Below are 20,952 nucleotides of genomic sequence, written 5' to 3' on the forward strand. Positions count from 1 at the left end.
CGGCCGGGACGGCGGGGGCGACCGGCACCGAGGGCGCGGCCGGAGGCGGCGGCGTCGCGGCGGACGGGGGAGCGGGCGGACCGCTGAGGGTGCGGACCTGCTCGCCCGGCATGGACGCGTCGATGGGCGTGCCCGGGTTGAGGACGAGCGTCCACGAGGCGTCCGGCCAGGCGGTGACCATCTCCAGCAGGCTCGGCATGATGAAGCGCGACGTGCCGATCGCCTCGTTCATCCACTTCAGCGACGTGAAGATCTGGATCGACGTGCGGCCGTGGACGCGGACGGGGCGCCACGGGAATTCGGGGTCGCCGGGAACGATGCCCCACGGGGTTTCGGCGTCCACGGGGACCAGCACCTGGGCGCCGAGAATGATCTTGAAGAAGGCCTCGGTGTCGCGGCGGCGGGCGGCGTCGAAGAGGCGCTGCTCGATGTCGTTCTGGGGCTCGAAGCGGTCCGTCATCCGCTGGGCGGCGCGCTGGTCGGCCCAGGTGGCGAGGCCGGGGAGCTGCTGCGCGAGGACGGTGCCGCCCGCGGGCGAGCCGGAGTTGATGGCGAGGAGCCAGTCGGCGTCCGGCCAGTAGCGCAGCACGACGGTGAACGGCAGCGCGATGTGCTCGGTGCCGGGCCCGGACGCCTCGGCCAGCCGCTCCGGCGAGGTGAAGACCGGGACGACGGTGGAGCCGTCGACCTCGCGGGTCTGCCACGGGAAGCCGGGGCGGCCCGGACGCAGCGAGAAGTCCATGTCGTCCGGGACGGGCAGCAGAACGTCGGTGGCCGCCAGCGTCTGCAGGAACAGGTCGTGGTCGTTGTTCGCGGCGGCCCGCAGCAGCTCGCGCTCGACGTCGTTGGCCGGCTGGAACTCCGGGCGCGGCGCCTCGCGGGGCAGGTCGCGGTGCTGGTCGCGCAGCTCCTCCCACGGCGGGGACGCGCGGCCGACCTGCGGGGGGCGGCCGTCGCCGTCGGCGACCTGCCGGACGAACCAGGCCGGCAGCCGCGCCTCGATCGGCAGCGCGGCGGGGACGCCGCGCGCGGGAACGTCGACGGCGAGCCACCAGCGGTCGTCCGGCCAGCCCTCGGCGATGTCGCCGAACCGCACGGTCATGAAGTGCTGGTACGACGGCCCGAGGCACGCCCGCATCGCCGCCGCCGACGTGTAGGCCAGGACGTGGACCCGGCCGTCCTCCTCCTGGGTGGGCCACGACGGCTGCGCCTCCCCCGCGAGGACGCCGTCCACCAGGTCGGGCGGGACGGGAACGACGAGGTCGGCGTCCCCGAGGAGGCGGAAGTAGCTCTCCTGGTCGCCGGCCCGTACGGTCTCCTGCAGTCGGTGCTCCAGTTCCGACGTGGGTCGCCACGCGTCGGCCACGGTCGCCACCCCCTGTTTCTAGCGTGCTCGTCCCCGCGCGACTGCCTACGCTACATGGGCGAACAGGACCAAAGAGCATAATCATCTGACTGCGCGCGAGAGATCGCAGGTCAGAGGCTGTCAGCGTGCAGTCAACGCGGCGAGGGCGGCGAGGAGCCGGTCGATGTGCTCCTCCTCCGTCCCGATGCCGATGCTCGCACGGACGGCGCTCCGGTCCTCGCCCAGCAGGTGCCGGACGAAGGGGTGGGCGCAGAACTTCCCGTCGCGGACGCCGATGCCATGCTCGTCGGACAGCGTAAGCGCCACGTCCCGCGCGTTCCAGCCGTCCACGGTGAACGACACGATCCCGACGCGCGGCGCCCGCTCCCCCCACAGCGTCAGCTCCCTGACGTGGGGGAGCGCCGCGAGTCCCGACCGCAGCCGTTCCACCAGCGCCTCTTCCCGGACGGCCAGGTCGTCCCAGGCCGGGGACAGCGTCTCGCACGCGGCGGCCAGCGCGAGGGCGCCGAGGACGTTCGGGGAGCCCGCCTCGTGCCGCTGCTCGGCGGAGGCCGCCCACCGGGTCGTCTCCCCGACCGAGGCGCTGGCGCCGCCGCCCTTGAGGTAGGGCTCGGCGGCGCGCAGCCAGTCGGCGCGTCCGGCGAGCACGCCCGCACCGAACGGCGCGTACAGCTTGTGCCCTGAGAACGCGACGTAGTCGAGGCCGAGCGCGGTCATGTCCAGAGGGCGGTGCGGGACGAGCTGCGCCGCGTCGACCGCGATGCGGGCGCCGTTGCGGTGCGCGACGTGCGCGAGCTCCTCGATCGGCCACAGCTCGCCGGTGACGTTGGACGCGGCGGTGACGACGAGCAGCCGCGACCCGATCGGGCACGAGCGCAGCGCGCGGTCGGCGGCCGACAGCGCCTCGGCCGGGGTGGCGGGCGCCGGGAGGCGCACGGCGCGCTTCCACGGCAGCAGCGACGCGTGGTGCTCGCTCTCGAAGACGACGACGCTCGTCCCGGCCGGGACGGCGTGCGCGAGCAGGTTCATCGAGTCGGTGGTGTTGCGCGTGAACACCACGGCCGAGCGCCGCCACGCGCCGAGGAACGACCGCACGGTCTCCCGCGCGTCCTCGTAGGCGGACGTCGTGACCTGCGACGCGTATCCCGCGCCGCGATGGACGCTGCTGTAGTACGGCAGCGCGCGGGTGACGGCCTCGTGCACCGCCTCCAGACAGGGCGCGCTGGCCGCGTAGTCGAAGTTGGCGTAGGGGACGCGGCGGCCGTCCCGCACAGGGACCGGGACGTCCGCTCCGATGACGCGGGGAATCGGGCGAACCCGGACCCCCTCCGTGCGCGTCACAGCAGGCGTGATGGGGGAGCGGGCGAGCAGCGTGGGCATGCCTGGACCTTCCGGGGTCAGGGACCCCGGGATGCCGGCCGGGATCCGCGCTTGCCGGAACGCGGTGCGCGTCCGGCCAGGTCCTCACCCGGGGCACCCCATCGCGGACGAAGGGTTGCCGGCCAGCAAGCCGGGGCTTTGCGCTGGCGCTCATGACCTCATGCGGAAGTATATGCGGAGCCGATCGGGGATCAAGGGGAGGGTGCGATGCGGTACCGGGTGGTTCGGACGCTGGCCGGCGGCGCGCTGGTGCTCGGCGCCCTCAGCGGGTGCGGAGCGCTGGGCGGCGGCAACTCCGCCCAGGTGTGCACCGACACGAAGAAGGCGTTCCAGCAGTACGTCACCCAGGTGCGGAGCGTTCCGGCGGCCGAGCCCGCGCAGTGGCGGCAGGCCACCGAGCAGCTCGCCGGACGCGTCGACGGCCTCGCGAAGCAGGCCGACGACGCCGACCTGGGCAAGGCGCTGAAGGCGGAGGCGAGCAGGCTCCGCGACGCCGCGCCCGGGGTCGGCGACGGCGACGTCTCCCGGCTCGACAGCGTGATCAGGGAGACGCCGGCCGTCATCGGCAAGGCCTGCGACTGAGGGGCCGCCGGGGCTACCCGCCGGTTCCGCCCAGCGGTCCGCCACCGGTTCCGCCACCGGGGTCGCCCCCCGTTCCGCCTCCCGGATCGCCGCCCGTTCCGCCACCGGGGTCGCCACCACCGGGCTCCTGCGGCGGGATGATGGTCGGCAGGTCGGTAGGGGGCGCCGGGATGTCGGGCTGCTCCGTGGACGGCGGCGGCTCGACCGGCCCGCGGGTTTCCGGCGGCTGCGGGCCGCTCGGGGGAGTGTCCTGCGTCGGGCCGCCGAAGCCGCTGCCGGGCGTCATCGACGGCTCCCCGAAGGAGTCGGGCTCGTAGCCCTTGATGTTCACCGCGTCCGACATGTACGAGCGCCAGATCTGGGCGGGCAGCTGCCCGCCGTACGCGCCGTACCCGGGGATGTTCAGCGGCTTGCCGTCGCTGCGGAACATCGCGACCGTCGTCGCCATCTGCGGGATGAACCCGTTGAACCAGATCGCGCGGCCCTTGTCGGTGGTGCCCGTCTTGCCGGCGACGTCGCGTCCGTCGGGCAGCTGCGCGCCGGTGCCGGTGCCGCCCTGCACGACCTTCTGCATGGCGTAGGTGGCGTCACGGGCGACCTGCTGGCTGAACGCCCGCTCGCCCTTCTCGGTGAACGTGCGCTTGTGGTTCTCGTTGTCGGTGACCGACTTCACCACGAACGGCGTCCGGTGCACGCCCTCGGAGGCGAACGTCGAGTACACGCTGGCCTGCTCGACGGGGTGCAGCGACACGATGCCGAGCGGGAACGTGGCGGCGCTCCGCTGGTCGGCGTTCATCCGCGCCGCGGGGATGCCCATCTTCTCGGCCATCGCGGCGATCTTCTTGTTGCCGATGTCCTGGCCGAGGTTGACGTAGGCCGTGTTGATCGAGTGCTCGGTGGCGGTGACGAGGTTGACCGTCCCGAAGTTCTCGTTGCTGTCGTTGCGGATGGGCGCGCCGTGGAAGTACTGCGGGGAGCTGCCGTCGTAACTGGTGGACAGCGTCTTCCCGTCGTCCAGCGCGGCCGCCAGCGCGATCGGCTTGAACCCCGACCCGGCCTGCGCCCAGTCGCCGAAGGCGCTGCTCAGCGCCTCCTCCAGGTAGCCGCGGCCGCCGTAGAAGGCGACCACCTGCCCGGTCTTCGGGTCGACCGACACCGCGCCGGTGCGGATCTTCTTGCTCATCCCGTTCGGGGCGTTGTTCGCGACGGCCTGCTTCATCGCGTCCATCAGCCGCTTGTCGAACGTCGTGGTGATCTTCAGCCCGCTGCGGTTGATCTCGTCCTCGCTGTAGCCGCGGCGCTCGGTGAGCTCCTTCTTGGCCACGTTCACCATGTAGCCGCGCTGGCCCTTGAGGACGTCGGTGATCTTCTCCTTGCCGGGGGCCGGGAAGGTCAGCGAGGCCGCCTCGGACGAGGTGAGCGCCCCGTCCCGGACCATGTTGCCGAGGATCGCGCGCCAGCGCTGCTCGGAGTAGGCGCGGCGGGGGCCGGTCGGGTCGGCGAAGTTGCTCGGCTGCTGGATCGCGGCGGCGAGGTAGGCGCCCTCCGCGGGCGTCAGCTTCGAGACGTCCTTGTCGTAGTAGGCGTGCGCGGCGGCCTGCACGCCGTAGGCGTCGCGGCCGAAGTAGATGGTGTTGAGGTACTGCTCGAGGATCCAGTCCTTGTCCTTCTCCCGGCCCACCTTCAGGGAGACCATGATCTCCTTGAGCTTGCGGGTGACCGAGCGGTCCTTGCCGATGCCGCCGTAGTAGTTGCGGACCATCTGCTGCGTGATCGTCGAGCCGCCCTGCAGCTGCTTGCCGGTGGCGGTGGACCACAGCGCCCGCGCCGTGCCCTGGACCGACACCCCGGGGTCGTCGTAGAAGCTGCGGTTCTCCGCGGCGATCACCGCGGCCCGGGTGCTCTCGGGGATCCTGTCGAGCTTGACCGCGTCCCGGTTCATCCCGGTCTTGGCGATCTGCGTCTTGCCGTCGGAGTAGTAGAACGTCGGCCCCTGCGCGATCGCCTGCTCCTGCGCCGACGGCACCGGCGTGAACAGGTAGGCGACGCCGAACGCGGCGATGCAGAATCCGATGAAGCCGAGGATCAGGAACAGCGCCCGGCGCAGGAACCGGGACCCGCGGCTGCGCGGCTTGCCGGGCCCCTTGCCCCCGCCGCCCTTGCCGCGCCCGGGCCCGGACCCGGGCGGCGGGCCCCCGGCCTGGGAGCCGCGCGGGGTCGAGTCGCGCTTCGAGGCGGCGGACATGCTCTTTGTATCTCCGGTGACGGCCCCGTCGACACCATCAACCGCGGTGGCATCACCAGACGCGGCGACACCGTCGGTCACAACCGCCTCATCGGACGCGACGGCCTCAACGGAGGCGGTCACCTCGTGAGACGCGGTCACCTCGCCGGACGCGGTCACCTCGTGGGATGCGGTGACGTCGCCGGGCGCGGTGGCGTCGTCGGGCGCCGCGACCCCGTCGGACGCGCCGCCGTCTACGGGCGCGCTCACCTCGTGGGACGCGGTCACGTCATCGGGCGCGGTGGCCTGGTCGGGACCGGCGTCGTCGTCGGGGGCGGCCTCCGCGGGGCCGGTCGGCGCCTCGGTGGCGGGTTCGGCAGCGCCGGGAGCGGAATCGGCGGAGGCCGTGGCGTTATCGGCGGGAGGGGAATCGGGTCCCTCGCTCGCGCCGGCGGCCTCTTCGGGCTCCTTATCGCCGTTTCGAGATATGTCGCCCTCGCCGACGAATTCGGCGTCACCGGCGGTTTCTCCGGTGGCGGCTTCGGTGTCCGCGGTCAGCGTGGCGGTCGCGGGACCGTCCGCGCCGGCCGGTGCCCCGGCCTCGCTTTCGTGCCGGTCCGCCTGGCCCGTCCCGGAGCGTTCCTCGCGCTCCGGGATCTTCTCGCTGTCGCTCACAAGCCCCCCGTGTTTAATGCGTTACAGACGATACCTGAGGGAATCCGTGCGTCGGCCGCCAATGCGCATCCGCGCTCTCCCAAAGGAGGACGGGCAATCCGCCTCGCCGGTTGTCGTGACGGATGTCGCAGCGTGCGGCCTTTCGCGAAAAGCCGAGCGGCGGGGACCCGACCGGGTGCCCCGCCGCTCCCGCGCACGGCCGCGCCTCGGTCAGCTCACTTGTAGACCTTCGCGAGGATGTCGACCACGAAGACCAGGGTGTCGTCTCCCTTGATCTTGGGCGGGCTGCCCTTCTTGCCGTAGCCCTCGTCCGGAGGCAGGACGAGCAGCACGCGGCTGCCGACCTTCGCGCCGGTGAGCCCCTTGTCGAAGCCGGGGATGGTCTGCCCCATGCCGATCGGGAACGTCGCGGGCTGCTTGTTGTCCCAGCTGGAGTCGAACTTGTCGCCGGACTTCCAGATCTTGCCGGTGTAGTTGACGACCGCCTCGTCGCCCTTGGCCAGGGCGGGCCCGTTGCCCGCGACGAGGGTCTTGGCCTGGAGCTTCTTGGGCGCGTCCGCGTCCGGGACCGTCACCTTGGGCTCCTTGCCGGCGCCCTTGTCCTCGACCTTGGGCAGCGACTTGTCGTCCAGCTTCTGCGCGGTGCCCTGCGGCTGCTGGCTCTTCGGGACGACCGCCTGGACGTCCATGATGAACAGGATCGCGTCCTTGTCGGTGATCTGCTGCGGGCTCAGCTGGGTGAGCTCCTTGGACGGCGGGAGCTGCATGACGAGCCGGCTGCCGGCGGACTTGCCGACGAGGCTCTTGTCGATGTCCTTGAGCCCGCTCTTGCCGATGACGAGGTGCATCGGGCCGCCGCCGCCCTGCTGCTGGCCCTCCTCGTAGGACGAGCGGACCTTCTCGCTGGTGCTCTTCACCCGCGAGTTCTCCTCGTCCTTGTCCTTCGCCCACTTGTAGGTCGCGAACTGGACGTAGACGGTGTCGCCCTCGGCGGCGACGGGGCCACTGCCCTTGATCGGCGTGCTCACCTTGAGCGTCTTGGTCGGCTCCAGCTTCGTCGGGATCTCGACCTTGGGCTCGGCGGCGAACTTGCCGGTCACCTCGACCTTCGGGCCGGGGCGGCTGACCCACCAGTACACCCCGCCGGAGACCGCGAGCGCGACGACCACGATCCCGGCGATCATCATCAGCCGGCGCTTCTTCGCCTCCTTGGCGGTCAGCGCGGACGGCCGGTTCAGCCCGCTGCCGCGGCCCGCGCTGATGCCGTGCGGGGTGAACTCGGGGCTGCGGATGCTCTGGGCGTTCGGGATCTTCGCCTTCGCCTTGACCGCCGGCTTGCCCCGGGGCTTGTCATCCTCGGACATGTTTCCTCACTTGCTCCGGGTTCGACGACACCACAACCGTGACCACCCTTCCAGGGCCGGGCTAAGCACAGCGTGAAAACCGGGTAAAGGAGGCCGACCCGCAATCTACCGGTCACACAAGGAGCGGTGTCATCTGGCAGGGGACAGGGGAAGGCGTCAGGATATCCCCGCCGGAGGGGTGACACACGCCTCCACACCGCCGGGAACGGCGGACGGACGTTCAAATCCACCCGCGGCGCTGAGCGATGATCGCGGCTTGGAAACGGCTCGTGGCGCCGAGAAGGGTGAGCAGTTCGCTGACCCGGCGGGCGTAGGTGCGCGCCGACAGGCCAAGACGTGCGGCGGCGGCGTGGTCGGGCAGGCCGTCCCGCATGGTGACCAAGACCGGGACCAGGTGGGCCGGCGGCTGGTCCGGGTCGCGGTCGATGGCGAGGTCGTCGCCGGACATCCAGGAGCTGTGGTGCATCCGGGTCAACGCCGTGACCACCGCGGGGTCGCGGATGATGAGCATGCCGTTGTAGAAGACGTCCAAATCGAGCGGGACGACGGCCGTCGTGCGGTCGAACACGGCCAGGCGGAAGGGGACCTGCTCGACGAGGCGTGCCTTGCCGCCGTTGCGCCACTGGATGGTCTCCAAAGCGGTGTCGTGGGCCAGCCCCTGCGGAGAGGTGATCTGGCGGAGGGTGGGGACCTGGGCGGCAGCGCGGCGGACGCACTGGGCCGCGTGCCGGAGCATGCGCTCGGGCACGCCCTGCCTGACGCAGCCCGAGGGGTCGTCGAAGGTCAGCAGCTCCCGCTCGGTGGCGTCGGCGAGGCGCGCGACCACGGCGCCCACCTTGGGCGGATCTACGCGCTGGGTCGGAGGCCGCAGGCCTCGGGCCGCGTAGAAACCGGCCTCCTCCAAGGCCTGGCCCACGGCCTCACGCGCTTCGGCGGGACGCTGGGGCCGTTTCCCCCCGTCGCCTGACCGTGTCACCTGGCGGCTCCCCATTCCGGCATCGCGTGGAGGGCGGCCTGCCGCCCCCGGCCATTGACGGTTCAACCGCTGGCATCTTCACGCCATGAGATTGCCCATTCACTCTAAGTAGTCGCAATGTGGAGGGCAAGAGAATTCCATCGGCACTCCAGGTGAGGGCGAACCATGTTGAAGACCGTCAGCGCACTGGCCGTCGCGATCACCGTGATTCCGGTGACGCCCGCCATGGCCTCCCCGGCGCCCGCCGCTCCGGCCGCCCGGCACGCCGCTCCAGCACGTGTCACCGACCGCACCGGTGACTTCACCGTCCCCGGTGTCAGGATCCGCGCGACCCCCCGGCTCAACGGACGCGTCCGCGGACTCGGCAACCCCGGCGACGGCTACACCTGGAACGGCGGCCAGAGCTTCGCCGACCCGGTGACCTGCCCGAACGGCGACGTCAAGGACCACTGGACCTATGTGATCAACAACAGGACGAGGGTCGAGGGCTACGTCTCGGACTGCTTCATCCAGGAGCGGCCGTGACGCCGCCACGCCGTCCCGTTGTGCCACCCCGCGCGACCGCCTCCCATCACGAGCCGCAAGGAGCGCCCGTGCGCCCGTCCAAGAAGATCGTTCTTGCTTTTCCCGCAGTCGTCACCGCCGTGGCGAGCGCGGCTCTCACGGGCCCCGTCCCCGCGGCCGTGGCGTCGGCCGGACGGGAGCACCGGCCGACCCCGGCCGCCCTCGGCGGATGGGCCGGCACCGGATCGAGGACCGCTCCCTGGTGGGCGCTGCGCACGGTCCGGCAGGAGGACGCCGTCGGCACGCTCTGGTACCACCCCGGCGAAAGATCCTGGCACGCCGACATCCGCGACGCCCCGGTCGGCTCCGAGGTGTCGGGTCAAGAGGAGCACGGCACCCGGGGAGAGCGCGCCACCGTGCCCATGGGGGCGTCGTCGGTCAACACCCCGGACTGGTTCGGGGGCGGCTCGTTCCGGGTCTGCGTCCAACTGCCGGCCCGGCCCCGGGCGTGCTCGACCTACGCCAACCCCGAAGGCCGGGCGCGGACCGTGGCCCGGGCCAGAAGTTCGACGCGATCCGCGGCAGCGGCCCCTGGGACTACTACTCCTGCGACAACGGGGTGACCAGCAACTTCTGGATCTACGGGCGGAACGTGGCCACCGGCGTCGTCGGCTGGGTTCCCGACTGCAACCTGACCCCGTCCTAGGCCCGCCGGATGGCAGGCTTGGGGGATGCGCCTCGCGACGTGGAACGTCAATTCCGTCAAGGCACGCCTTCCGCGCCTTCTCACCTGGCTGGACGAGACGAAGCCGGACGTGGTCTGCCTCCAGGAGACCAAGTGCCGCGCGGATCTCTTTCCGGCCGCGGAGGTCGAGGAACTCGGGTACGCCACCGCCGCGCACGGCGACGGCCGGTGGAACGGCGTGGCCGTCCTCTCGCGGGTCGGCATCGAGGACGTCTCGAACGGTTTCCCGGGCGAGCCCGCCTACGCGGGTGAGGCGGGGACCGAAGGCGAGGACGAGCAGATGGCGTTGAACGAGCCCGTCCTGCTGGCGCCCGAGGCCCGCGCGATCGGCGCCACGTGCGGCGGCGTGCGGGTCTGGTCGCTGTACGCGCCGAACGGCCGCACTCCGGAGTCGGCCCACTACGCCTACAAGCTCGCGTGGTTCGCGGCCCTCCGCGACGCCCTCGCGGAGGAACTGGCCGCGGGGGCGCCGCTGGTCGCCTGCGGCGACTACAACGTCGCCCCCACCGACGAGGACGTCTGGGACCCGGCCGTCTTCGTCGGCTCCACGCACGTCACGCCCCCCGAGCGGCAGGCGCTCGCAGACCTGAAGGCCCTCGGCCTGCGCGACGTCGTCCCGACGATCGAGAAGGGGCCCCACCCCTACACGTACTGGGATTACCGGGCGGGCGCGTTCCACAAGAACATGGGCATGCGCATCGACCTGTTCTACGCGAACGAGGACGTCGCCGGACGGGTCTCCTCCGCGTACGTGGACCGCGAGGCCCGCAAGGGCAAGGGCCCGTCCGACCACGCCCCGATCGTCGTCGACCTCGACTGACAGCCCCGCGCCTTGCGGAGCGCGCCGAAGGCCGGCGGACTTGGTGGTCGAGGCCTACAGAAAGGCCGGGGAGATCGACCCCCAGGGCTGACGCCTGACGGGCTGACGTCTCGCGGCCAGTGAGTCAGTGCTCCGGCGGGTGGGGCGGCTCCGTGCCGCGCCCGCTCGCCGGAGCATGTTCGTTCCGGCACCCGGTCGGGGGCGCTAGTCGCCGCGGCGGGCGAGGAAGCGGCGCTTGCCGCCGTCGTCGTACTGGTCGAGGACGGTGTAGCCGTCCGGCAGCAGTGAGGCGGGTTCACCGGGTCTGAGGCACCAATCGGCGGGGAGCCGCGGCCGGTCGCGGCGGGCGGCCTCGGTGAACGCCTCCCAGGCCAGCAGGCCGCCGGGCAGGACGGCCCCGGCCGCGCGCTCGAACACGGCGCGATCCCAGAACCCCGTGCACAGGACGAGGGCGTACCTGTCCGGGCCGGGCCGCCAGGCGCCCAGGTCGGCCTGGACGAGCGTGACCAGCGGGCCGAGCCCGCGCCGCCGGGCCTCCGCGCCGAGGCGCGAGAGGGCGATCTCGGAGATGTCGACGGCCGTCACGCGGCGTCCCGTCCAGGCGGCCAGCAGGGCGCTGCCGGACGGCCCGGACGCCAGGTCGAGCACCCCGCCGTCGGGCATGCCGAGCGACAGCGCGCGCTCCGCGAGCGGGTGGGCCTGCGACGGTCCGGACGACTCCGCGTACTTCTCGTTCCATCGGAGCCTGTCCGGATGCCCCGCTAATTCCGCCGGCACGTCCTCCATGGGACGACTCTAACGGCGCTCCGCGATCAGGAGCATGAACATGGCCGTGGGGAAGCCCTTGCGCCACCACGGGTCGTCCCGCAGCTGCTCCTCCGTAGGATGCGGTTCGCGCAGGTCCGCGATGACGAATCCGGCGTCTCGGAGCGTTCCAGCGTAGTACTCCAGCGGCCGGAGCCAGCTTGTGATCATCGAAGGGGATTCCAGGCCGTCCACCATGAACCGCTGGTCGATGCCGCGCGGGGTGAAGTACTGCGCCGCCGGAACGCTGCTCGCCGCGCCCTGCTCGGCGTTCTCCACGTAGAAGCAGGGGTGCAGCGTCAGCAGGATCAGCCGTCCGCCGCTGCGCAGGACGCGCGAGAACTCGCGGATGGCGCGGGTCGGGTCCTGCAGGTGGCTGAACAGGTGGTTGCACAGGACGAGGTCGAACCGGTCGTCCTCCAGCGGCAGGTCCTCGACGCTGGCGCGGGTGAACGTGGCCTTGCCCTCCTGCGCCGGGTGAGACGAGGCCGCGTCGATCAGGCCCTGCGCCGCGTCCACGCCCGTGACCTCGGCGCCCATGGAGGCGAGCCTGCGCGCCAGGTATCCCTCGCCGCATCCGGCGTCCAGGACGCGGAGGCCGGCGCAGTCGCCGACGGCGTCCAGGACGGCGGCGTCGGTCAGTTCCGTCCGGTACCGGTCGCGGCGCTCCCGGATGATCTTGACCCAGTACTGCGCGTTCGCCTCCCATCGCGCCCGCGTCAGTTTCGCGATGGCTTGCGCCGTGTCCTCCACCGGCTCCCCATTCTCCAAAGCCTGGTTCAGGCGATGCCCTTGAGCCGCCGCACCAGCGTGTTGCAGGTCTGTCTGATCCTTCTGTCCCGGCAGTCGGCCACGCGCAGCTCCAGCGCCTGGATCAACTCGGGGAGCCTCCCGCCGAACGCCGGGTCGCGTCTGAGCGCCAGCGGAATGTAGGTCGACGCCAGGTAGTAGAGGTAGGCGTCGTTGTAGACCGCGATCTCGCGGAGCACCTCGGCGGCCGTGTTGCGCAGCGACAGGGAGCTCGGGAGGGTGAAGTCGCTGCTGATGCGGCCGTCTCGCGTGTAGGTGGGGAACGACCATTCCTCCAGCGCCGCGTAGACGGGCGTCGCGTCGAGCTCCTGGCGGTAGCGCTCGGCCAGGTCGAAGTCGTTCGAGCTGATCAGCGAGCCCATCACCACGCCGCGCATCATGAAGGCGGTCTGCCGGCCGGGCACCTCGAAGCCGAGGTCGGCCTCCAGCGCCCCGGTCACCTTGCTGACCTGGTGCGTGAGGATGTTGAGCGCGAGGATCGAGTGGAACGAGTAGGTCTTGCGGTTCAGCCGCGGGGCCAGGTCGATGGACGAGTCGTAGAGCTTCTGGGGGTCCTGCAGGAGGCCCTGGCCGGCCTCGGTGGAGTAGAGCGCCTCCAGCGCCGTGTCCTGCTCGCGGCCCCAGAAGCGGGCGATGAACGAGGACGTCTTCTGCGTCGCCTGGCCGCGCATGATGTGCAGCCCGGCCTCCAGCGCGTTCAGCAGGTGCTGCTGCGCGACGGCCGAGTTCTGCAGGGCGTCCAGATCGACGGTGAGCCCTTCGCGGTGGAGGTCGGCGACGAGCCCGTCGCGCCTCTTCCGGACGGCGTGCGCCATCGAGTACTCGGCGATCCCCGGCACGGACGACATGAGGCTCTGCAGCGACCGCCCGCTGACCCGGTCGAGCCATTCCACGTTGTCCCACAACCGGAAGACCGTGCTCTCGTCGAGCCCGGAGAAGGCCGCAACGTCGGACATGTTGAGTCCCATGTCCTTGGTGATGTCGGAGAGAGACCGGGGCTCGCCGTCCGCTGTCATCACACGCCCTAGATGTGGCAGTTGCTGGCGCTTCGATCGTAGCGAAGCGCCCCGCGCACGGGACGGGCGATCGGCAGAAGTCCTGGGGAGCACCGCGGGGGTCATGCCGGCGTCACCCCGGGACGCGCCCGACGCAGCCGATGAGCGGCAGCGGGCGCGGGTCGGGCAGGGGGGCGGGCCCCGGCAGCCGGGCGGGGTAGGGGTCGAGCGTCCGCAGGCTCGCGCAGATGCGGGCGATCTCGTCCTCGCTCCGCGGCCGGAACGGGGTGTCGACGCCCTCGCACGGCCCGGAGACCGGGTCCAGCTCCGGCGACCGCACCGCGTGGCTGATCACCACGTGGCTGCCGGGGGCGAGGCCCGCGGCGAGCGCGGCGACGATCCCGGCCGGGTCGTCCTCGTCGGCGACGAAGTCCAGGACGCCGAGCAGGAACACCGCGACGGGCTCGGAGAAGTCGACCAGCCTCCGCAGGCCGGGGTCGCCGAGCAGCGCGGCCGGGGCGCGGACGTCCCCGGCGAAGGCGCCCATCCCGGCGTCGACGGCGAGCAGCGCCCGCGCGTGCGTGAGCACCATGGGGTCGTTGTCGACGTAGGCGACGCGGCAGGCCGGGTCGGCCCGCCGGACGAGGTCGCCGAGGTTCTCGGCCGCGGGCAGCCCGCAGCCGACGTCGACGAACTGCCGCAGGCCGGCCTCCCCGGCGAGCAGTGCGGCGGCGTGGTCCAGGAAGCCCCTGTTCGCCTGGACGAGCCGCGGCACCACCGGGCAGCTGCGCAGCGCACGCTCGGCGGACTCGCGGTCCGCGGCGTAGTTGTCCTTGCCGCCTAGGAGGTAGTTGCACATGCGGGCGACGCTGGCCGGGGCGGCGCCGAGCGCGGTCCCGCCCCCCGGAGGGGACGGTTCGGCCCGGCGGGCCGGGCTCAGCGCCGCCCCGGAGGTCACGGCAGTCGCCATCCGTCCCGGACGCCGACGCCGAACCAGAAGGTGGAGGTGCCGCTCCTGCCCCGGCAGGTGCCGTAGTCGGTGGCGAGCGCCTTCATCAGGGCGAGCCCGCGCCCGCCGGTCGGCAGCGCCTCGTCCGCCGGCCGCGGCTGCCCCTGGGCGGCGCCGCCGTCGGTGATCTCGACGCGCACGTACCGGTCGACGTGCAGCACGGACAGCGTGATCGTCCCGTCCCGGCGCGGCCGCGCGTGCAGCACCGAGTTGGTCATGGCCTCGCTGGTCAGCAGTTCCAGGTCGCCGAGCTCGGACCGGTCGGCGCCGAAGTGCTGCCCGACGAGCTCGCGGACGTAGGAGCGGCCGAGCCGCACGGCGGGCGGCGTGGCGGCGAGGTCGATCTCGCCGATGAGGCGCCCGGACGACTTGCCGTTGTGGTTCCAGGCGGACGGGATCCCGATCTCCAGCGAGGGAGCGGGTGCGGGCACCAGAACGGGCGCCCCGGACCATGTGTCTGATGCGTTCATGGCGTTGTCGGCTTCACGTCTCCGTGTCGGGCTGTAAGCGAACATGTGCTTCTCGGCCAAGTCGATGTCGGACGTGGAAGTGAAACAACACACACTCTTACGCAGCGGCCTCGGGCCGGTCACCAACGCTTGCGCGCATGCAAGGGCCTTGCCGCACCCTGCGGGACGTCACACGCCGTCCAAGATCCGCCACATGGCGGCGCCTTACCGGCCCCCGCCGGGTCTGCGTCCCCGGACGGAGATCAGCGGGGCGAGGGTGAGGTCGAGGCGCCCCGCGGCGATGGCGGCCAGCAGGTGGCGGATCTCCTCGGCGGTGGCGTGCCCGCCCTCGATGAGCCGCTCGCGCACCTGGAGGATGGACGCGGTCTCCAGGACGCCGCAGGCCGGGGCCGAGAGGGGGAAGAACGCGTCGGCGCGCACGTCGTCCAGTCCGGCGTCGCGCAGGAGCCGGGGGAGCCTGCGGCCGTAGGCGAGGTCGGCGCCGCGCTCGGCGAGCAGCGCGCGGAAGCCGCGCCGGACGGCGTTGGCGAGGCGTTCGTCCGGACCGTGCTCGTCGGGGCAGGCCAGCGGCTGGAGCCCCGGGTCGGCGTCCTCGATCAGCAGCACGCCGCCGGGCCGCAGGGAGTCGATCATCGTCCGGAGGGCCCGGTCGCGGTCGGCGAGGTGGACCAGCACGAGCCGGGCGTGGACGAGGTCGAACGGCCCCTCGGGCGGGGCGTCGCGCACCAGGTCGTGGCGCCGGACCTCGACCGGGGCTCCGGCGAGCTCCGGCGCGTCCGCGAGCCAGGACACGTCGATGTCGGTCGCCAGCACGCGGCCGGCCGCCCCGACGCGACCCGCGATCCAGGACGTCACGGACGGCCCGCCGGCGCCGACCTCCCAGACCCGCCATCCGGGACGCAGGCCCGCGTCGTCCAGGTGGCGGAACGTCCACGGGTCGAAGAGCTCGGAGATCGCCTTGAAGCGGACGCCCGCCTCGGCCTGCCGGTTGTCCAGAAGGTAGTCCACCCGTCCGATGATGCCTTCCCGGTGGCGCGGGCGCGCGTCAGGGGATCAGTTCCGGCAGGAGGGTGTCGCGGAGTTCCGCGAGGGCCGCGGTCTCCGCCGTGGCGGCCTCCACCCGCCGCGCCAGCGCGGCGGCGAAACCGCCGAACGAGCGGGCGGCGCCGTCGCCGGGCCAGGGGACCGTGAAGGCGGCGATGTCCTGCCATCTGACGCGCGGCATCTTCGTGCCGTCGCCGACGGCGCAGGCGTGCGCCACGACCTCGTCGCTCGCCAGGGCGGCGAGGAGCCAGCCCCGGCGGGCGGCGTCCTTCGGGCGGACGACGAGGACGTCGGTCGAGGCGACGCCGTCCACGAAGGCGAGGCCCGCCTTGTGGAAGGCGGGGCGGAGCTTGCCGAACAGGACGTCGCCGGCCGCGAAGCGCAGTTTCGCGCTGGTGACGCCGGACGCGTCGGTCCAGGTCGAGAGCCACATGTGCCTCTTCGGCATGTGCTCCAGGGCGATGTAGTTCTCGTCCCGCCCGATCCGCTGCGGCGGGACGTTGCCGCGCACCAGCTCCCCGAGGTCGCCGATCGGGACGGCGGACGCGGCCGCGGCCGCCGCCTCGTCGTAGCGGGCGCGGACCAGCGCGTCGCCGCAGGCGGCGATGCGCCCGTTCACCTCGATCTTGTCGTCGAGCGCCCCCAGGACGGACGCCGCCGCGTCCTGCTCCGCCCGGTTCGGGCGCCGGACGGCGAGGCCGTTCAGGATCGCGTGGGTGAGGAGCGGCTGCCCGGAGCCCATGCGGTACCGGTTCAGGCCGAGCCGCTTGAGCAGGTAGTGGACGTAGCGCGGGTTCACGCCGTCCCTGGCCGTGGCGATGATGGCGTTGTCGGTGACCCAGCAGCGGTCGGGGCTGTAGTGGACGGCCCCGCAGTAGCTCCCGACGCGGCCCACGATGGTGGAGCCCGGCCCGGCGTTGAACCCGCCGGACGTCCCGATGACCCCGTTGGCGCCGAACGTCCGGTAGCGGGTGCCCGGGACGGGGCGCGACCGGCCGTTCGAGAACGTGACGAGGTCGCCCAGCGCCACGCCGGTCATCGAGCCGCCCCGGCTCGGCCGCCGAACCGGCCCAGCTCGTCCCGGACGACCTGGTCGAGCCGCGCCGACTCCTCCAGGTGCGTGAGGAGCTCCTTGGTGAGCCGCTCCACCCGGTCGGCCGCGGGCTCGTCGCCGCGGTCCGCCTCGGCGGCGCCGACGTAGCGTCCCGGCGTGAGGACGTGGCCGTGCGACCTGATCTCATCCGGCCCCGCCGCGTGGCAGAAGCCGGGGACGTCGGAATGGCCGCCGTCGCGCCATGCCCGGTACGCGCCGGCGATCCGGGCGATGTCGTCGTCGGTGAGGATCCGCTCGGTGCGGTCGACCATCGTCCCCATCTCGCGGGCGTCGACGAAGAGCACCTCGCCCGGGACGCTCTTGCGCTTGTCGAGGAACCAGAGGCAGGCGGGGATCGGGGTGGTGCGGAAGAGCCGGTCCGGCAGCGCGACGACGCACGAGACGAGGTCGGCCTCCACCAGCGCCGCGCGGATCCCGGCCTCGCCCGACTGCCGGGACGACATCGATCCGTTCGCCATCACCACGCCCGCGCGGCCGCGCGGCCCGAGCTTGGCCACGATGTGCTGGATCCAGGCGAAGTTGGCGTTCCCCGCGGGCGGGACGCCGTACCGCCAGCGCGCGTCGCCGGGATCGCGGTACCAGTCCGACATGTTGAACGGCGGGTTGGCGAGCACGTGGTCGGCGGCGAGGCCGGGATGGGCGTCCTCGTAGAAGGCGTCGGCGCGGCGGACGTCACCCGCGATCCCGTGGACGGCGAGGTTCATCCTGGCCAGCCGCCACGTCCGCTCGTTGGCCTCCTGCCCGTACACCGCGATGTCGTCCGGCCGCCCCCGGTGGCTGAGGACGAACCTCTCCGCCTGCACGAACATGCCGCCGGAGCCGCAGCACGGGTCGTACACCCGCCCCCGGAACGGCTCCAGGACCTCCACCAGCAGCCTGACCACGCCGGCGGGGGTGTAGAACTCGCCGCCGCGCTTGCCCTCGGCCCGCGCGAACTTCTCCAGGAAGTACTCGTAGACCTCGCCGAGCACGTCCCGTGCGGGCCGCGTCCCGGAATCCGCCCCGAACCGCACCCGGCCGATCAGTTCGACCAGTTCGCCGAGGCGCCGCTGGTCGACCCGGGTGAAGATCTGGGGGAGGGCGCCGTCCAGCGACGGGTTGGCGCGCATGACGGCGCCCATCGCCGCGTCGATCCGCTCACCGATGTCCCCGGCGGCGGGGGAGAGGTCCGCCCACCGCGCCCCGTCCGGTACCCGGAAGGCCCCGTCCCCGGACGAGTCGGACACGTACTTGAGGAACACGAGCCCGAGGACGAAATCTCTGTACTGCGCCGCGTCGACGGATCCGCGCAGCTTGTCGGCGGCCTTCCAGAGGACGTCGCCGTTCCAGAGGACATCGCCTTTCTTAAGGACATCGCCTTTCTTAAGGACATCGCCTTTCTTGAGGACACCGTCCATCCGCGTGACTTTAGCGCTCGGCCCGCCACGCCGGCGGGACGCCGTCGATGGACGGAGAGCCGGTGCGGTGCGAGGCTGCGGACGTGATGGTCGTGGGCGTCCTGGCGGTGGCGGCGCTGGCCGGATGGCTGTACCTGGCGTTCGCGCACGGCGGCTTCTGGCGGACGGGACCAGGACTGCCCGACGCGCCGGAACCGGACGAGTGGCCCGAGGTCGTGGCCGTCGTCCCCGCCCGCGACGAGGCTGCCGTCCTCCCGGAGACGCTTCCGACCCTGCTCGCCCAGCGGTACCCGGGCGCCTTCCGCGTGGTCCTGGTCGACGACGCGAGCAGCGACGGCACCGCCCGGACGGCCGCCGCCCTGGCGGACGGCGACCCGGCCCTGACGATCGTGCCCGCGAGGGAGCGGCCGGAGGGATGGGCGGGCAAGGTCTGGGCGATGTCGGAGGGCGTCCGGGCGGCGGGCGAACCCGGCTTCCTGCTCTTCACCGACGCCGACATCGCCTACGCCCCCGGCACCGTGGACGGGCTCGTGCGCGCCGCGGTGGCCGGACGCCGCGACCTGCTGTCGCAGATGGCGACGCTCAGCACCCGCACGGGCTGGGAACGCGTCGTCGTTCCCGCCTTCGTCTACTTCTTCGCCCAGCTCTACCCGTTCCGCCGCGTCGGCCGCGACGGGGCGCGCACGGCCGCGGCCGCGGGCGGCTGCATGCTCGTGCGCCGCGCCGCCCTCACCAGGGCGGGGGGCCTCGACCGGATCCGCGGCGCGCTGATCGACGACGTGGCGCTGGGACGGCTGCTCAAGCGCGCGGGCGGGCGGTGCCGCCTCGATCTCAGCCGCGACGTCGTCAGCCGCCGCCCCTACCCGCGCCTCGCCGACCTCTGGGCGATGATCGCCCGCAGCGCCTACCACCAGCTGCGCTACTCGCCCGTCCTGCTCGCCGCGACCGTCGCCGGCCTGCTGCTCCTCTACGCGGTCCCGCCCGCCGCGACGGTCGCGGGCCTGGTCGCGGGCCCGCCCGGCGCCGGCGCGCCCGCCCTCGCGGCGGGCGGGCTCGCCTGGGCGCTCATGGCGGCCACCTATGCGCCGATGCTGCGCTTCTACGGCCTGTCGCCGCTGCGCGCCCCGGCCCTGCCGCTCGTGGCCCTGCTGTACGCGGCGATGACGCTCGACTCCGCCCGCAGGCACCGCGCCGGGCGGGGCGGCGCCTGGAAGGGGCGGACCGTGCCGGAGGGGGCTCCGCCGGGGCGGACTTTGTCAGGACGGCACAAATCCGGTGCCGCCGATGCGTCCCGCGCGACATTGGAGTAAGTGTCCAATTACGTTACTGTCGGGTGGCCGTCACGCCGGCGGCAGCGGCGAAGACTCCGCCGCCACGTCGAAGGGTTACCCGCCATGTCCCTCACCGTTCGCCGGGTCGTGCGCGCCGCGCTGGCGTCGTGCCTCGGCCTCGCCATGACGGCGGCGGCCCTGCAGGGCACCGCCGCCGCGGCGCCGCAGGACGCCAAGCCCCCGGCCGAGGACCCGTTCTACCAGCCGCCCTCTCCGCTCCCGGCGGGCGCGCCCGGTGACGTCATCCGGTCGCGGCCCGCGGTGTTCACCGTCGACCCGGTCGGCCACTCGCCGTACGCGGGCGTCAGGTCCTGGCAGGTGCTGTACCGGTCGGAGACGGTGCAGGGGCAGCCGACCGCCGTCTCGGGCATGGTCCTCGTCCCCACCAAGGAGTGGACGGGCGAGGGCGAGAGGCCGCTCGTCTCCTACGCCGTCGGGACGCGTGGACTCGGCGACGCCTGCGCCCCGTCCTACACCCTCACCCAGGGCATGGACTACGAGGAGCTGTTCATCGCCGACGCGCTCAGCCGCGGCTGGGCCGTCGCCGTCACCGACATGGAAGGGCTCGGCACCCCGGGCCGGCACACCTACGAGGTCGGCGGCTCCCAGGGCCGGGCCCTGCTGAACGTCGCCCGCGCCGCGCAGCGCCTCCCGGACGCCGGGCTCGGCGGCTCGCCGGTCGGCCTCTGGGGCTACTCGCAGGGCGGCACCACCGCGGGCTGGGCGGCGGAGCTGGCGAACACCTACGCCCCCGAACTGGAGATCAAGGGCGTGTTCGCGGGCGGCGTCCCGGCGGACCTGCAGGCCGTCGCCAAGAGCCTGGACGGCTCCCCGTTCGTCGCGCTCATGTTCATGGCCGCCGTCGGCTACGACGCCGCCTACCCCGAGCTCGACCTGGCCAAGTACCTCAACGACAGCGGCCGCGAGCTGCTGGCGAAGGCCCAGGACATGTGCCTGGTCAGCTTCGACGGGCCCCTCACGGTCGTGCAGACCGCGTTCAAGCACATCAGCGACTACACGACCAGCGACCCGCTGGCCACCCCCGAGTGGCAGCGGCGCCTGGACGCCAACAAGCTCGGATCCACCGCCCCGAGCGCCCCGGTGCTCCAGACGCAGGCCGTCTACGACGAGATCATCCCCGCCGGTCAGGCCGACACCCTCCACAAGGCGTGGTGCGCGAAGGGCGCCAACGTCACCTGGAAGACCTACACCTTCGCCGAGCACGCCACCGGCATGCTCTGGAGCGAGCCCGACGCGATGGCGTTCCTCGGCGACCGCTTCGCGGGCAAGCCGGTCACCGGCAACTGCGCCGCCTGATCCCTTGCCTGCAGGGCGATCCCGC

The 20,952-nt window shown here is 72.6% G+C and carries 19 protein-coding genes and 1 riboswitch; of the genes, 6 read left to right on the forward strand and 13 right to left on the reverse strand.

All coding sequences use genetic code 11. The features are described 5' to 3' along the window. The coding region (locus tag AB0K37_RS00745) for an SseB family protein (RefSeq protein WP_363972659.1) at positions 1-1,375 on the reverse strand (1,375 nt) is incomplete at its 3' end. Between the two features lie 111 nt (positions 1,376-1,486). After that, positions 1,487-2,746 (reverse strand): aminotransferase class V-fold PLP-dependent enzyme, encoded by a 1,260-nt coding sequence (locus AB0K37_RS00750; RefSeq protein WP_363972662.1) that lies wholly within the window; start codon positions 2,744-2,746, stop codon positions 1,487-1,489. 42 nt (positions 2,747-2,788) lie between these two features. Beyond that, positions 2,789-2,904: riboswitch (SAM riboswitch) on the reverse strand. A 49-nt stretch (positions 2,905-2,953) separates the two neighbouring features. On the opposite strand from AB0K37_RS00750, the gene AB0K37_RS00755 reads away from it, so the two are divergent. Beyond that, positions 2,954-3,328 (forward strand): hypothetical protein, encoded by a 375-nt coding sequence (locus AB0K37_RS00755; RefSeq protein ID WP_363972665.1) that lies wholly within the window; start codon positions 2,954-2,956, stop codon positions 3,326-3,328. Between the two features lie 13 nt (positions 3,329-3,341). On the opposite strand, the gene AB0K37_RS00760 is transcribed toward AB0K37_RS00755, so the two are convergent. The 3 genes from AB0K37_RS00760 to AB0K37_RS00770 form a co-directional block, all read right to left on the reverse strand. Continuing rightward, entirely contained in the window at positions 3,342-6,227 is a 2,886-nt protein-coding gene (locus tag AB0K37_RS00760) for a transglycosylase domain-containing protein (protein WP_363972668.1), read from the reverse strand. A 215-nt stretch (positions 6,228-6,442) separates the two neighbouring features. Then, a complete protein-coding gene (locus tag AB0K37_RS00765; protein ID WP_363972671.1) occupies positions 6,443-7,591 on the reverse strand; it encodes an FKBP-type peptidyl-prolyl cis-trans isomerase in 1,149 nt (382 codons plus the stop codon). A gap of 220 nt (positions 7,592-7,811) precedes the next feature. Continuing rightward, positions 7,812-8,417 carry a hypothetical protein gene (locus AB0K37_RS00770; RefSeq protein WP_363972673.1) on the reverse strand — a complete coding sequence of 202 codons (606 nt, stop codon included), beginning with the start codon at positions 8,415-8,417 and terminating at the stop codon, positions 7,812-7,814. Between the two features lie 315 nt (positions 8,418-8,732). On the opposite strand from AB0K37_RS00770, the gene AB0K37_RS00775 reads away from it, so the two are divergent. From AB0K37_RS00775 to AB0K37_RS00785, 3 genes are all read left to right on the forward strand, one after another. Next, positions 8,733-9,092: a hypothetical protein gene (locus AB0K37_RS00775; protein WP_363972676.1), complete on the forward strand. Its 360-nt coding sequence runs from the start codon at positions 8,733-8,735 to the stop codon at positions 9,090-9,092. 68 nt (positions 9,093-9,160) lie between these two features. Continuing rightward, positions 9,161-9,694, forward strand: a complete 534-nt coding sequence (locus AB0K37_RS00780; RefSeq protein ID WP_363972679.1) for a hypothetical protein — start codon at positions 9,161-9,163, stop codon at positions 9,692-9,694. A gap of 108 nt (positions 9,695-9,802) precedes the next feature. After that, entirely contained in the window at positions 9,803-10,636 is an 834-nt protein-coding gene (locus tag AB0K37_RS00785) for an exodeoxyribonuclease III (RefSeq protein WP_363972682.1), read from the forward strand. Between the two features lie 204 nt (positions 10,637-10,840). On the opposite strand, the gene AB0K37_RS00790 is transcribed toward AB0K37_RS00785, so the two are convergent. The 8 genes from AB0K37_RS00790 to AB0K37_RS00825 all read right to left on the reverse strand — a co-directional run bounded on the left by AB0K37_RS00790 (position 10,841) and on the right by AB0K37_RS00825 (position 18,279). Next, entirely contained in the window at positions 10,841-11,422 is a 582-nt protein-coding gene (locus tag AB0K37_RS00790) for a class I SAM-dependent methyltransferase (RefSeq protein ID WP_363972685.1), read from the reverse strand. A gap of 9 nt (positions 11,423-11,431) precedes the next feature. Beyond that, the gene (locus tag AB0K37_RS00795; RefSeq protein WP_363972688.1) at positions 11,432-12,193 is read right to left on the reverse strand and encodes a class I SAM-dependent methyltransferase; all 762 of its coding nucleotides are present in this window, start codon (positions 12,191-12,193) and stop codon (positions 11,432-11,434) included. A 26-nt stretch (positions 12,194-12,219) separates the two neighbouring features. After that, a complete protein-coding gene (locus AB0K37_RS00800) occupies positions 12,220-13,206 on the reverse strand; it encodes a hypothetical protein (RefSeq protein WP_363972691.1) in 987 nt (328 codons plus the stop codon). Positions 13,207-13,378: 172 nt separating this feature from the next. Beyond that, positions 13,379-14,215 carry an SAM-dependent methyltransferase gene (locus tag AB0K37_RS00805; protein WP_363972694.1) on the reverse strand — a complete coding sequence of 279 codons (837 nt, stop codon included), beginning with the start codon at positions 14,213-14,215 and terminating at the stop codon, positions 13,379-13,381. After that, positions 14,200-14,724 (reverse strand): ATP-binding protein, encoded by a 525-nt coding sequence (locus tag AB0K37_RS00810; RefSeq protein ID WP_363972697.1) that lies wholly within the window; start codon positions 14,722-14,724, stop codon positions 14,200-14,202. The genes AB0K37_RS00805 and AB0K37_RS00810 overlap by 16 nt, the downstream gene beginning before the upstream one ends. 204 nt (positions 14,725-14,928) lie before the next feature. Further along, complete coding sequence (locus AB0K37_RS00815) at positions 14,929-15,732, reverse strand: methyltransferase domain-containing protein (RefSeq protein WP_363972700.1); 804 nt, start codon at positions 15,730-15,732, stop codon at positions 14,929-14,931. A gap of 37 nt (positions 15,733-15,769) precedes the next feature. Then, complete coding sequence (locus AB0K37_RS00820; protein ID WP_363972703.1) at positions 15,770-16,807, reverse strand: restriction endonuclease subunit S; 1,038 nt, start codon at positions 16,805-16,807, stop codon at positions 15,770-15,772. Next, positions 16,804-18,279 carry a class I SAM-dependent DNA methyltransferase gene (locus AB0K37_RS00825; protein WP_363972706.1) on the reverse strand — a complete coding sequence of 492 codons (1,476 nt, stop codon included), beginning with the start codon at positions 18,277-18,279 and terminating at the stop codon, positions 16,804-16,806. Before AB0K37_RS00825 ends, AB0K37_RS00820 begins: the two co-directional genes overlap by 4 nt. A gap of 47 nt (positions 18,280-18,326) precedes the next feature. On the opposite strand from AB0K37_RS00825, the gene AB0K37_RS00830 reads away from it, so the two are divergent. Both AB0K37_RS00830 and AB0K37_RS00835 read left to right on the forward strand, forming a co-directional pair. Then, positions 18,327-19,589 (forward strand): glycosyltransferase, encoded by a 1,263-nt coding sequence (locus AB0K37_RS00830; protein WP_363972708.1) that lies wholly within the window; start codon positions 18,327-18,329, stop codon positions 19,587-19,589. A gap of 84 nt (positions 19,590-19,673) precedes the next feature. Beyond that, positions 19,674-20,927, forward strand: coding sequence for a lipase family protein (locus AB0K37_RS00835; RefSeq protein WP_363972710.1), 1,254 nt, complete (start codon positions 19,674-19,676; stop codon positions 20,925-20,927). Positions 20,928-20,952: the final 25 nt, after the last annotated feature.

Source organism: Actinomadura sp. NPDC049753, from assembly GCF_040674655.1.
In the GTDB taxonomy this organism is placed as follows: Bacteria; Actinomycetota; Actinomycetes; order Streptosporangiales; family Streptosporangiaceae; genus Spirillospora; species Spirillospora verrucosospora.